Origin of the sequence: Paenibacillus amylolyticus (assembly GCF_051136285.1) — a bacterium.
In the GTDB taxonomy this organism is placed as follows: domain Bacteria; phylum Bacillota; class Bacilli; order Paenibacillales; family Paenibacillaceae; genus Paenibacillus; species Paenibacillus amylolyticus_F.
Genome location: NZ_CP194938.1, coordinates 1,852,976 through 1,866,734 on the forward strand (window position 1 = coordinate 1,852,976; position 13,759 = coordinate 1,866,734).

Below are 13,759 nucleotides of genomic sequence, written 5' to 3' on the forward strand. Positions count from 1 at the left end.
CTTTTTTATTAGTTAAAGAGGCTATCCAATTCATGCTGAGATATATCTGCAGCATCAAAATCAGATGGTGTAAACTCGACTGATTCCTTCTCACAGCAATGGTTAATCAATGCTATTAAATCGGTCATGTAATCATTTAAAAATTTCTCCATTCTTCCACTAGATAACACACTCGTGCTGTACGACAAATTCACTTTCAGCCTTCCATTCATTATGAACGCATCGATCTCCATCACAGATGTTAGTTGGTTGCGTTGATCGTAATCACCCTCCATCTGCTCATCTAATATATTCAAAAAATCATTTCTTCTAAATGTGAATTCACCCAAGAAATTGAATCTAATATATTTTCTCGTATTGTTATTTTTATTGCTGTTACTACTAAAACCCGTTGATCCATTCGCAAGTATTCCATAGCCGATTCCCTTGTTAGGGATATCCCTAATTCTCTCTTTAATCGCCTTAATCTGAGAGGGTAAGTCATCCTCTTCCAGCTTGATATAGAATGGGTACAGACAAGTGAACCACCCAACTGTTCTTGAGATGTCTATGTTCTCGAACATTTCGTTCCTGCCATGGCCTTCAAGCTCGATTACAATTTCGTTGCTTTCAGAATACTTTTTAATTATCCTTAAGAGCGATGCAATTAATAAATCCTTTGCTTCAGTCTGATAAGAATTACCGGCTTTTGTAAGCAAACGCCCTGTATCGTTTTCTCCTATTTCCTCAGTCAGTGTAATCCTTGTGCTAACCGTATCTTCTTCTGATTCATTGTCTGTGGGGAATCTGAAGTCCTTGGCTAGAATTTGTTCCCAATAGTTCTTTTCGTTTTCTATATTTTCATTCTCACAATGGCTTTCTAGCACATTTGCCCATTCTTGGTAGGAATGTGTCTTTAGAGGAAGTTTAATTACTTCTCCCCGATTAAGCTGCATAAGCATCGTATTAAGATCTTCAATAATGATTCTCCAAGATACTCCGTCAACCACTACATGGTGAGCGGTTATCAACAATCTCTTCTCGTTTGGTCCGAGCTCCAGAATACATGCTTTAATTAAAATATCTTCTTCAATGTTAAAACTAGACTTTAAGTTATTAGCCAAATCAGTCATTCTATTAGCTCGCTCGATATTTGAACATTCAGTTAAGTCATGTACTGAAATGGTATAATGTCTATCCAAATGCTGGTTATTATAATACAACCCGCCTGTTTGTAAGCTACAGCTAATCCTTAATGAATCATGGTGTCTGATTAATTCATTAAAGACAATCTCAAGTGCTTCGACCTCTACTGTTTGTTGTACTTCCAAGAAGATGCTTTGGTTGTAATAATTCGGGTTCTTGAAGCGTTGCGCAAAGAACCACGATAGTATAGGCGTTTGCTTAATTGCCCCTTCGCATGGCTCTTGGGAAATAGTCACTCCGTTGCTCTGTTCGATGTATGAAGCCATATCCAAGATTATAGGATTGGACAGTATATCTTTTACTTTAATTTTGAAGCCTTGCTCTTTTAGTTTGGAGGCCATTTGAATTGCTTTAATCGAGTCTCCACCAAGATGATAAAAATTATGATTAAGGCTAACGCTTTCCATGTTTAATACAGTGCAGATTGCATTTACTAAAATTCTCTCCTTCTCATTACTATATTCAATGAAATCTGCATGAGCAAAATTCAAATCGTCTGGTTTTGGCAACAGTGCTCTGTTTACTTTGCCATTCCTATTCAAAGGAATGTGATCGAGCTCAACAAAATGTACTGGAATCATATAACTAGGTAAAAAACTTAGGAGAAAGTCTTTCAGCTCATTGTCCTTAACCTCTAGTGCCTCAAATTTACGAACAAAGTAAGCACTCAGATATTTTCTTGCACCGCTATCCTCTAAATCTACAACAATTGCATCTTTCACAGATTCGTGTCTTAATAGATATCCCTCTACTTCACCCAATTCTATGCGATACCCACGAATCTTGGTCTGTTGATCTTCCCTTCCAACATACTCAATGATCCCATTCTCTAGAAACCTGGCTAAGTCTCCTGTCTTATACAGCCTCTTCCCGTTAAATACTGAATCATTTAAAACAAACTTTTCCTGAGTCAGTTCTGGTCTGTTCATGTATCCCCGGGCAACTCCATCACCGGATATATACAATTCTCCAACCATCTTGGAGGGGATGACCTGAAGGTTTTTATCTAGAATGTATATTTGTACGTTATCGGCTGGCACCCCTATTGGCACCGAAACTCGTGTATCGTTCTCACAATCAAACTTGTGAATCATACACCCGACAACTGTTTCAGTAGGACCATATTCATTATATAGTTCTATTTCTCCCTCAAAACTTGCATATATTTCACTTGCAAGGCTTACTTTCAAGTCTTCCCCACCTACAATAAATCTCCGGACTGATGATCCTTTATTATTCATATCTCTTAGTAAAGACAGATGGGATGGAGTCAACTTAATGATAGTAGCCTTATTATCTTTCATAATTCGATAAAGCACATATTCCTCATCATCACGATGATCGTCATATACAATAATACGACTGCCACTTATTAGTGGAGTAAATACTGATGTTACTGTTAAATCAAAGGACAGGGACGAATATAGCGGGAATACTTCATCGTCACTTTTTACATACATCTTTTTGGCCCACCAGGTATAATTGACGAGCCCTTGATGTTCAATCATTGTTCCTTTCGGCTTCCCAGTAGAACCCGATGTATACATTACATAAACCAAGTCTCCAGGTTTGTTGATTACATCTAGATTCCTTGTATCTCCTACATACAATTCAACATTGCTAACATCGATGATCTCGCCGCTGAACCTAATCATTTCACTTAGTTCAATGTTGGTTAGCAACATTTTGCAATTCGAATCTTCAAGCATATAGTTTACCCTGTCAGAAGGATAGCTTGGATCAATGGGGAGATATGCCCCACCGGCTTTTATTATGGCCAACATACTGATTACGCTTTCAAAAGAATGCGAAATCAATAATCCAACGATGGTTTCTTCTTCTACTCCCTTTTCAACAATAAATCTAGCCAGCTGGTTGGCTTTCTCATTTAGCCCTTTGTAGGTTAGTTCAGAGTTATTATAGCTAACAGCTATCTTATGAGGTGTCTTTAGTACCTGCTCTTCAAAAAGTTCATAAATCAATTTATCTTTTGGATAATCTGTATTCGTATCATTAAATTCAAACAATAGCTTTGTTCTCTCACTGTAAGACAATAAACTTAAATCTCTTATGCAATCAAATGGACGCTCTACGATTTGATTAATTAGAGTGAGGAGATGATTAAACATGCACTCAATATCGTTAGCAGAGTAATTTGTTATTTTGTAGTCAAAGTCTAATGTTAAGCTTCCCTCACTGGACCAGTCTTTAACAACCATTTGTAATGCATAGATCTGATTTCCGTTATAGAACTCCTTATTCTCAACTGGGGAACCATTCATTTCTGAAGCAAGCTGTGTATTATAGTAATTCAGACAAAAATTGAACAGATTATCATACCCATTTTTTTTCATCTCCAAATCCTGTATGAGAAGATTATAAGGATACTTCTGATTAAAATAGCATCTTTGAAGTTCCTCATTTACTCTAAACATCATATCCGCTACACTTATATCCTCGTCTATTTTAAATCTGAATGGCATTGTACTTGTGAACATGCCAACAATGCTCTTTTCCTTTTTGCCAGACCTGTTCAGCACGGGAGTCCCAATTATAATATCCTCATGCTGAGTTTTTTTGTGTATGTATAGTAGATATAATGTTACGAAGAATGTATTGAGAGAATATTTGCGATCGGCTGCGAAATTCTTGATCTTCAAACCCAACTCCACATCAAGATCAAATGTTTTTCGGTGGCCTTCTATACTCTCCGATTTATCATTTAATAATGATTCAGGAAATTTTTTATATTTTTCCATCCAAAAATTCTTGTTTTTCAAAAACCTGTCTGATGAAAGATATTTCTTCTCATTGTCAATATATTCTAAATAGGAGAACTTAATACGATCATCGAGCTCTTCTCCAGAAATCGATCTCATATAATTACTGGAGATTTCATCCGTCATTATATTAATGGACCAACCGTCGCATATAATATGATGAAATTTCGCTAAATACCCCATATCATTGTCTGATATTTTAAATAATGCAAAATAAAAAAGCCAATTGTTCTCTAGTACAATTGGTTTTTTTGCTTCTTTATCTATCCACTTATTGAATTCATCTTCAGGGTTAACATGTTCGGAAAAATCAATGAAATCTAAATCAACCTTATTGTATTCACTAACATATTGCTTAACATCGAGTTCGTCTTCAATTATTCTCAATCTTAGGGCATCATTCTTCTTTATAAAATGATTTATACACTTTTTAAGTACATCTAATTTGACATCACCTTTGACTCTAATCGGTCCACCAATATTGTATAGAGATGTATGTGGGTAAATCTTTTCTTGATACCAAATTCTCTTCTGGGGATGTGTTAAAGGATAAAAAACAGTCTCTGTATAATCTACAATATTCATCAACAAAGCTCCCTCGTTTTCCCTTGGCTATTGTGAGTTGCTCATGCAATTTGGACATAGCTTCGCCATGGTCGACTAGTTACACAGTCGACTAATAGTGTGTATGACATCTAAGATCCATTAACGTGCCTAAACAGCGATTAACTTTCCTTAGAATACTCCTTAATAACATTCTCACCATATCATATAATTTCTTAAAGAAAATCCTAAAATGTCGAAAAAAGGAATACCCTTCCTCACTTGCATAGTACACTATGTATTACTGGAACGTCAATACCGGTTATTTACTGAAATCGTTAGGATATGCACAGATCCCTTTTCTGAAGAACAATGCTCAAACGATAACAGAAATCAACCTTAAACGAATGAACCTTCATCCGGAATTTCGACAAAAAGATATCTTTTTCCTTAAAATACATGATTTATTAAATGCGAGGTAATTATAGGAATTGCACTTCTAATGTCGAAATCTAAAGATAAATATCAATCATCTCATTTCACTTACCCGATTATCGCAACGTTTGAATGGATCGGTCATTAAAGGAACGGAGCATACCATTCTCGGAAACAGTTATGTCATGAAGAGTTATCTCAGCATGCTCTGCCAAGGCATAAATGACTATGACAACTGCTTTGTATATATCACCCGACATCGAGTTATTTCGCAAGGACACCGATGCTTTGTATATATCACCCGACCGACTTGCGATAACAAACAGTTTTTTATCAATATTTTATATAAAATTATATATGAAAGTACTAATTTTAGAGGATTCCGTATCCAGAAAATTAGAAATATATATTAATTTTTATATAATTTAATATTATTTGACATAAGGAAACAAACATGGAATAATACAATTGATGCGAGAAGCCGCCATAAAATCCTAAGTAAGTGCTTTCATTTCAATTCGGAATATTGGTAATAACTTACAAATGTTGTATATGGAGGTAATTATGAAGTGGTATGTAGTATATGTAGAAACAAGCAAGGAATCTCTTGTATCACTTTACTTAAACAAATATTTCAAACAATTAGATTTAAGGTGTTTTTTTCCTATGAGGAAAGTTCCTGAAAGAGTAGAAGGTTCTTTCGTAGAAGTTGTAAAGCCACTATTCCCTGGGTATGTATTCGTATATGCACAAATGAATCCTGATTTATATACATCAATTAATAAAATACCAAGGATATTCCGTATATTACGTAAAGGAAAGTATAGCCGCACTGATATAGATTCATATTATACTGAGATTGATGAAAAAGAAATTGAGCCCATCCTTGGTTTAGTTGGAAATGATGGAATTATTGATTATTCACAAGCAATAGCTACAGATAACGAAATAGTGGTAACTTCCGGTCCGTTAAAGGGACGAGAAGAGTTAATTAAGAAGATTAATAAGAGAAAGATGAGAGCAAAAATAGAATTGAATCTTTTGGGGGCACAATGCGACATCGATGTTGGACTAAATATAGTAAATAATAGCGAATAAATAGTCTATACGGTAATCCAGCAAATTAACCAGCGAATTGCTCGGCTCACAATTAAACTACATAAATAGCCCAGCAATTCGCTGTTCCGATGAACAGTCTATTGCTTTTTCCACATAATTATTCGTGAACTTTGTAAGATCAGGGGTAGTCATAATGACGACTACCCCCATAGGAATATTAACTAGGACTTTAACCGTACTTTCGTTTCAACAAGCTTATTTAGGCTTCGCCAGCAGCACGGAACCTTTACAGATCCTGAAATCAAAGCTGCTCGGCGGCAGCCTCAACTTAGTTCCGCCAAACCCTCAGGAGTCAGGTCCAATTTATAATCTCGGCCTTCTAGCCTTCAGGGTAACGTTCAGATGCATTCGCCCTTCACCGTATTTGTAAGCTAAACTGCTTTCTACACCGTTTCCCTAGGCGACGCCTCATCATCCAAACGTTTCTCCAAAGCGGCCATATCTGCCGGAAATGGAGCTTCAAAGATCATGCGTTTGCGGAGAATCGGGTGTTCAAACGTCAGCTCACACGCATGCAACGCCTGGCGTTCAATCCATGTATCCCGTTCTTGTCTCTCGGACATGGTCTGTTCGTCCAATGTATGTTCAGGTAAAGTCTTATACATCTGATCACCAATCAACGGGCAGCCGATCGATGTCATATGCACTCGAATCTGGTGGGTCCTCCCACTTTCCAGCTTCAGACTTACGGCACTGGCACTACCATCTGACCAACGTGAGAGCGTTGTGTAAAGCGTTCTTGCGGCATATCCATCTGGTGTAACAATACGGCGATGCGGCTCTTCCGGGTCGCGGTCAATCGGTCCGTCGACTGCTCCATGTTCTGGAACAGGGCTACCGTGCACCAGCGCGATATATCTTTTATCTACAGTTCCTGCGATCATCTGCTCCGACACATGCTGATGCACGTACGGATTTTTGGCAATCGCCAGCACGCCAGATGTTTCCTGATCCAATCGGTGGATGGGCCGAAAGCGGAATTTCTCACCTTTTTTCTGCCAATAATGAACCACACCATTAGCCAGAGTACCTGTATAATGTCCATGGGTTGGATGAACGATAATCCCTGCATCCTTGTTTACAATCAGCAGATGTTCATCTTCATACAATACGGTAAACGGGATATCTTCCGGCAAAATATCATCAGATACCTCCTGCTCCATCCGAACCTCTACCAGATCACCGGCATTCACCTTGACACTGATATATACCCGTTCACCATTAAGCATAACCCCTTGCTCAGTCAACTTGATTTTGGACAAAAGCTTGCGCGAAACCTGCAGTCGCTTCTGAAGTACGGTCTTTAGCAGCCAGCCGTCCTCCACTTCGGTCACCCTGTAGGTAATTGGCGCATAATACTGGCTCATTCTTTGCGGCGGAATACTTTTTTACTCCGCACATACTCAATATCCGCAACTTGTTGTCTTGCATTGGCTGTCCGTGCAACAACAAAGAAATAATCGGATAAACGGTTCAAGTACCGACGCACCGACGGATTAATATCTGTATGCTGTCCCAGCGTAACGGTACGGCGCTCTGCACGGCGGCATACGGTGCGGCACACATGCAGTGCAGAGGAAAGCAGACTTCCTCCAGGAATAATAAAACGTTCCACTTTAGGATTTTCGGCATCGTATTGATCGATCCACTGTTCCAGACGTATAACCATTTCATCGTGTACCTTGTACTTTGTCTCACTTATGCGCACAAAAGCCAGATCCGACCCGCAGTCAAACAGCTCCTGCTGTACCTCCAGCAAATGTTCACGCAATTCTTCGAACTCCCCATTAGCAGAGTCAATCAGACTAATGGCTTGACCCACAAAGCAATTTAATTCATCAATCGTACCATAAGCCTCTACCCGATCATCATCTTTGATAACTCGACCTCCAATGACTGAAGTTTGGCCTTCATCACCGGTTCGTGTATATATCCCCATCATAATCCCTCCAATTAGGCATCAATCATTTATCAAACGCTGAAATATCTTACCCGATTACCTAAAGCTCGTCTATTCTTAATCTTCATAAGGCAAATGCTGAGCTTTCAAATCAATCGCAAGGCCAGACACCAACATAAACATCTGTTTTGCATTGGACTGCAAAATCCGATTCACCGAAGCCATTCTCGCTACAAAAATACGTTCCTCTTCTGACGGATGTAAGCTGCCATGCATCTCATTTGTAATAACAAGTAATTTACCCTGATAGGATAGCAGTGCATCTAGTAACCGTTGTGTTTCCACACGTTGCTGATCCAGATCGCTTGCTTCCCTGAAACTCGCTGCCATCCAGGAAGTCAGACTATCCACAATCAAAATGCGTTGATCCGCCAGAAAAAGATTGGATTCCCGGTTAATCTGGTTCACCACTTCAGCAAGCTTCTGGCCGTTTCCCGTCTGAATGGCACGATAATGAGCGGATGGCAATTCGGGAATAACGGGATCATGATCACCAGTAGATAAATATACACCTTCCCGGCTCATTTGAGCCGCATATTTCAACGCAAAGCGCGTTTTTCCGCTACCTATGCCGCCTGTGACCGTAATCAGCAATCCGCCCCCTCCTTCCATACCTGATCTAAATGGATGTTACTCTGTCAGCGCTTGAAGTACTTTTTTTGACTCTTCTTTGTTAGCTGCTGACAAAGGAATGGTAGCAAACAAATTACTCGGGGCATAGTTTACATCCTTGAACATTTTCATGTCTTCAAGCGGAATACCATACAGATGAGTTTCCTTTTTCATATCAGAACCATCGTCGCCCTTCCCTTTTTCAACCAATACAGATCCCTCAAATACACCGCGTTCATATTTTTTGACTTCAAAAGTATCATCTAGCGGAACATTCGATCCGTTCTGACCATACTGTTTCATATCATTTTCCGGCAAAATGAAGATGTCATGGCTGCCTGCGGCATATTCAACCAATATTTTTTGAACATCGTACATTGCACTTGTAATGATTTCGACTTTTGGCTCTTCACCGAGCTTTTTTTGCAAATTTGCTTGCAGCTGTTCGGAAATACCGGATGGATTACCTTGATTATCAATAATAAACACCGTAAACCCATCTTTGCCGCCACACCCAGCTAATATAAAGATTAATGAAATTATCGCGGCAAGTCCCCAAAATCTTTTCATTCCAGCTCCCCCTTTAGTCTCCTAACTCCAATATATCACAATTGTTCCACGCAAAAAAATAACCTGTCTATTCAACAATTATATTAAAGTAAATAGCAAAAAGGAGACCCTTTCGGACCTCCTTCTCTACCGTGCTACAAATTATATCATTCTACATGTTCCCAGCGTATATCCATCAACCCGATATTTACTTCGGTTTAACCGGATTAGCCTTCATGTATTCGTTAATCTTCAAGTCCAGCAGACTGCTGATCTCAATCACAATATCGGACGTAAATGATTTTTCTTCCCGGAAAATCTGCTCCATCTTGCTCCGAAGCATACGGATCTCATCTTCCAAGGAAATGTTATGCAAGGATGCGTGATCAGGGTTCACCGACCATCGGTCGCCATGATCGCTTTCTGCCAGAACTTGTCCACGATTTGTCGGTAAATCATATTCAACACAAAACAAAGCTAACCCCTCCTCGGAAAATTTTTCCCAAATATATGAAATCCCATTTCAAATTGAAATTATATCATAATATTTTGTAAAAGAAAGTACTTTTTTGGAAAAGTTCCAAATGCCTTATTTATAATGTAATTCTTTCTGACTATTAACCCTCTTTTTGAACTTTGTAAACAAAGTTTCCAATTCGCTCCAACGCTTCACCCAACTGGGAAACCGAGGTCGCATAAGAGCAACGTAAAAATCCTTCTCCTTGTGGGCCGAATACGTTACCTGGTACAGCAGCCACCTTGTTCTCTGTTAATAATCGTTCAGCAAACAGATCAGAACTCAGGCCTGTATTCTGAACACTTGGAAAAGCATAGAATGCTCCTTGAGGTTCATGACATTCAAGCCCGATATCTCGGAATCCCTGCACAATCAAACGTCGACGCTGATTATAAGATTCAACCATCCGGTCTTTCTCACCGAGTCCATTCGTCAGCGCTTCGAGGGCAGCAACCTGTCCCATGGCTGGTGCACACATCACGGTATACTGATGAATTTTGAGCATCGCTCCTATCAGCTCAGGATGTCCGCACATGTATCCGATTCGCCAGCCCGTCATTGCAAATGCCTTGGAAAAACCACTCACCAGAATCGTGCGATCTTTCATATCTGGAATCGAAGCAAAGCTGACATGTTTTTGATTATACGTCAATTCAGCGTAAATTTCGTCAGCAATCACGATCAGATCATGTTTTTTGATAACTTCAGCGATAGGAAGCCATTCTTCATAAGTCATGATAGCCCCTGTAGGATTGCTTGGATAACATAGAATAACGACCTTTGATTTCGGTGTAATGCTAGCCTCCAGCGCTTCAGCTGTCACCTTGAACTGATCCTTCGCGTAGGTCTCCACACCAACAGGGATACCTCCACCGATGGATGCTATGGGTGAGTAGGCTACATAAGAAGGCTCCGGGATCAGAATTTCGTCTCCGGGTACGATCAATGCACGCAAAGCAAGGTCAATTGCTTCACTTCCACCTACAGTAACAATAATTTCGTCTTTTGGATCATACTTAGTATCAAACTGCGTATCCAGATAATTGCTGATCGCTTCACGCAGCTTGGGCATACCTGCATTCGATGTGTAACTTGTCATGCCTCTTTCAAGCGAGTATACGCAAGCTTCGCGCATATGCCATGGTGTTACGAAATCTGGCTCACCTACGCCTAATGTAATGATATCCTTGTTATCGCCCACCAGATCAAAAAACTTGCGAATACCGGATGGGGGGATCTGCTTCACGAGCGGAGCCAGATATGAGGACATCGTTTTGTTATTTCCGGTTGTCTGTTCATTCACTATCATGACACATCTTCCTTTACGGCGAGATCATGAGACGGTTGTCTTCCTGATGGTCTTCAAAAATAATCCCGTCCTGCTTATATTTTTTAAGAATAAAATTCGTCTTGGTTGACAGTACTGAATCAATCGGAGACAGTTTCTCCGACACAAAATTTGCAACTTCACGCAGGTTGCCGCCTTCTACTTCAACAAGCAGATCGTACGCCCCTGACATGAGATAAACGGACTTCACTTGTGGATAGAGATAAATACGTTCAGCAATCCCTTCGAATCCACGGCCACGCTCAGGTGTAATCTGAACTTCAATCAGGGCTGTCACTTTCTCATCATCGATCTTGCTCCAATTCACAACCGTTGCATATTTCACGATAACGTGGTCTTGTTCAAGCTTTGCTACAGCATCTTTGATCTTATCTTCCGACTCCCCCAGTAGCGTTGACAGCAGTGCGGGAGTCCTTCTCGCGTCTTCCTTCAACAGATCCAGAACTTTGAGTTGCAGATCGTTCAAATCTTTCATCGTTTTCCCTCCAGCGTCATCCAGGTTCCTAAAATGAATTAATACTTATATTACATGAATTTAACGTTAATGCATAGACAAAAGACCGCTTGCCTCCAATTCAGGCAAGCGGTGGTATGGTCTTCAAGGATATGCTTCAAACCCCTTAACCACAGGTTACATGTAATAAGGGTTGTTGTAATTCGGCTGGCGCGGAGACACATTAGGCACTTGACTGTAAGGGCTATTTAGTACATTTTTCTCCTGCACAAATTGCTGACATTTCTGCTGTGCCTGGTGTGCAGACTGAATCTGCTTGTCCAAGTCCTGACGTGGTGCTTTGGCAGAAGCCGAATACATATTGTTCTGCTGCATAAGGTGGAACAACTCTCCTTGCAGCCGGAGTGTATCATTTGTCAAATTATTGAACATGCTGCGAACCATGGGACAAGCAGACTCCGTTGTCGCTGTTGTGTATTCGCGTGAAGTTCGTCTTAGATCGGCAAGGATCGTTTTCAACAAATCCTGTTCCTGCATAAAGTTACCGGTTTGATTGTACATGTGATTTCCTCCTATACGTTGATATTACTGTCGTTTGCCTATGAAAGTTATTGCGATTGTGAAGGAGCAAGTGACTGATGTTGATGCAGGGTCTGGATCAGCGTATTCATATGCTGCTCATGCGAGCGGACATATTGATTCAACGCCTGCTGGATAGCCGGATTCGTGGAGATCGAAGCTGTAGCGGAGCATTGTTTAATCAGCATCTCCTCGTTAGAGATGGAATCCGCAATATAGTTCAGTTCCTTCGGGCTCAGTGCTTGCATCTGTGAATGTTGCATGTACGTCTTACCTCCTTGAGCTAAAGTTTATGCGACTTTATTGTTACCTCGAATTGCAAAACTATACCAATGTGATGACAAAGGAGCGGTTCTAATGGATCTCGTTTATGGCACACCTTACTGGCCTTCTACTTATAACTCGGATGTTGATTATCCCTCTTTACATGGCGAAATCTCTTGTGACTGCCTGATTATCGGCGGCGGCATGGGAGGTGCACTGACTTCAAGATTACTTGCAGAGCGTGGTCTGGACACCGTTGTAATTGATAAGCGTAAAATCGCTCATGGGAGCAGTTCAGCCAATACTGGTCTGCTACAATATACCAATGACAAAACGTTGACCTCTTGTATCAACACGTTCGGGGAAGAAAAAGGCGTTCGCTTTTATGAATTATGCCGCAAAGCCATGCAACAGCTTACCGAGATGGCCGAAAGTCTGAAGACCGATGCCTGGTTTATTCCTCGAAACAGCTTCTGCTTCGCCAGCTCTGAAGAAGATGTTGCCATGCTGGAGGAAGAGTATCAGACGTTGCAAAAGCATGGATTTGATGCAGAGCTGTGGTACGCAGATCAGATCAAAAGTCATTTTCCATTTGAAAAGCCAGCTGCTCTGTACACAAAAGGTGATGCGGAGGTAAATCCGTATCGCTTTGTTCAAGGCTTGTTTGAATCAACCGCACAATATGGGGCACGAATTTATGAACAAACGGAAATGATTCACTGTGTCTATGATGATGAAGGGGTATGGTGTTACACCCCTCATGGTAAAATACGAGCTAAACAGGTTGTATACGCTGCTGGATATGAAACTCAGGAAATCAAGAAAGACAAGGGAGCCTATCTGAAAGCAACGTATGCAATTACCACCAAACCTCTGCCTGATCTGAGCCGTTGGCATGAGCAAGCTATGATTTGGGAAACAGCCCGCCCTTATCTTTATATGCGTACCACACCGGACAATCGAATCATTGCGGGTGGGCTTGATGAGGAAATACCTGAGCATGATCAGCGTGAGCTACGTGCGAAAAACCAAGGTGATGTGTTACTGGAAGAAGTTCTGTCCTATTTCCCGACTGATACGCTTGAGGTCGATTATGCCTGGGGTGCTGTGTTCGGTAATACGCATGATGGTCTCCCCCTTATCGGTACACATCCGGATTATCCACATTCCTATTTTGTTGAAGGATACGGGGGAAACGGAACAGTATACAGTATGATTGCGGCCTCTCTGATCGAAGATGCCATTAACGGTATAGAAAATGATGATATGAAGCTGTTCTCTCTAACCAGAACCAGCAAACCATCACCAACCTAATAAAGAACAAATCAATATCACTCACTAACCATTCACCCTGTTAAAACTTCAAAAGGGTACGGCGAAGGGAGAGTTTACACCTCCCTATGCTGTACCCTTT

At 40.5% G+C, this 13,759-nt stretch carries 12 protein-coding genes; 2 read left to right on the forward strand and 10 right to left on the reverse strand.

The window, feature by feature from the left end; all coding sequences use genetic code 11:
- Positions 1–8: 8 nt before the first annotated feature.
- Positions 9–4,550, reverse strand: a complete 4,542-nt coding sequence (locus ACR8BL_RS07960) for an amino acid adenylation domain-containing protein (RefSeq protein WP_434752108.1) — start codon at positions 4,548–4,550, stop codon at positions 9–11.
- Positions 4,551–5,507: 957 nt separating this feature from the next.
- Here ACR8BL_RS07960 and loaP point away from each other — a divergent pair.
- Entirely contained in the window at positions 5,508–6,041 is a 534-nt protein-coding gene (loaP, locus tag ACR8BL_RS07965; protein ID WP_434752109.1) for an antiterminator LoaP, read from the forward strand.
- Positions 6,042–6,445: 404 nt separating this feature from the next.
- On the opposite strand, the gene ACR8BL_RS07970 is transcribed toward loaP, so the two are convergent.
- The 9 genes from ACR8BL_RS07970 to ACR8BL_RS08010 form a co-directional block, all read right to left on the reverse strand.
- Positions 6,446–7,429, reverse strand: coding sequence for an RluA family pseudouridine synthase (locus ACR8BL_RS07970; RefSeq protein WP_434752110.1), 984 nt, complete (start codon positions 7,427–7,429; stop codon positions 6,446–6,448).
- Entirely contained in the window at positions 7,426–8,001 is a 576-nt protein-coding gene (locus tag ACR8BL_RS07975) for a cob(I)yrinic acid a,c-diamide adenosyltransferase (protein ID WP_434753048.1), read from the reverse strand. The genes ACR8BL_RS07970 and ACR8BL_RS07975 overlap by 4 nt, the downstream gene beginning before the upstream one ends.
- Positions 8,002–8,079: 78 nt before the next feature.
- Positions 8,080–8,616: a bifunctional adenosylcobinamide kinase/adenosylcobinamide-phosphate guanylyltransferase gene (locus ACR8BL_RS07980; protein WP_434752111.1), complete on the reverse strand. Its 537-nt coding sequence runs from the start codon at positions 8,614–8,616 to the stop codon at positions 8,080–8,082.
- Between the two features lie 36 nt (positions 8,617–8,652).
- Entirely contained in the window at positions 8,653–9,204 is a 552-nt protein-coding gene (locus ACR8BL_RS07985) for a hypothetical protein (protein ID WP_434752112.1), read from the reverse strand.
- Positions 9,205–9,391: 187 nt separating this feature from the next.
- Entirely contained in the window at positions 9,392–9,580 is a 189-nt protein-coding gene (locus ACR8BL_RS07990; protein WP_434753049.1) for an aspartyl-phosphate phosphatase Spo0E family protein, read from the reverse strand.
- 220 nt (positions 9,581–9,800) lie between these two features.
- On the reverse strand, positions 9,801–11,009 hold the full coding sequence (locus ACR8BL_RS07995; protein ID WP_434752113.1) for an aminotransferase class I/II-fold pyridoxal phosphate-dependent enzyme: 1,209 nt from the start codon (positions 11,007–11,009) through the stop codon (positions 9,801–9,803).
- A 13-nt stretch (positions 11,010–11,022) separates the two neighbouring features.
- Positions 11,023–11,523: an Lrp/AsnC family transcriptional regulator gene (locus tag ACR8BL_RS08000; protein ID WP_434752114.1), complete on the reverse strand. Its 501-nt coding sequence runs from the start codon at positions 11,521–11,523 to the stop codon at positions 11,023–11,025.
- A 156-nt stretch (positions 11,524–11,679) separates the two neighbouring features.
- A complete protein-coding gene (locus tag ACR8BL_RS08005) occupies positions 11,680–12,063 on the reverse strand; it encodes a spore coat protein (protein WP_434752115.1) in 384 nt (127 codons plus the stop codon).
- 47 nt (positions 12,064–12,110) lie between these two features.
- Positions 12,111–12,344 carry a hypothetical protein gene (locus ACR8BL_RS08010; protein ID WP_434752116.1) on the reverse strand — a complete coding sequence of 78 codons (234 nt, stop codon included), beginning with the start codon at positions 12,342–12,344 and terminating at the stop codon, positions 12,111–12,113.
- 94 nt (positions 12,345–12,438) lie between these two features.
- Between ACR8BL_RS08010 and ACR8BL_RS08015 the strand changes: the two genes are divergently transcribed.
- Complete coding sequence (locus ACR8BL_RS08015) at positions 12,439–13,659, forward strand: NAD(P)/FAD-dependent oxidoreductase (RefSeq protein WP_434752117.1); 1,221 nt, start codon at positions 12,439–12,441, stop codon at positions 13,657–13,659.
- Positions 13,660–13,759: the final 100 nt, after the last annotated feature.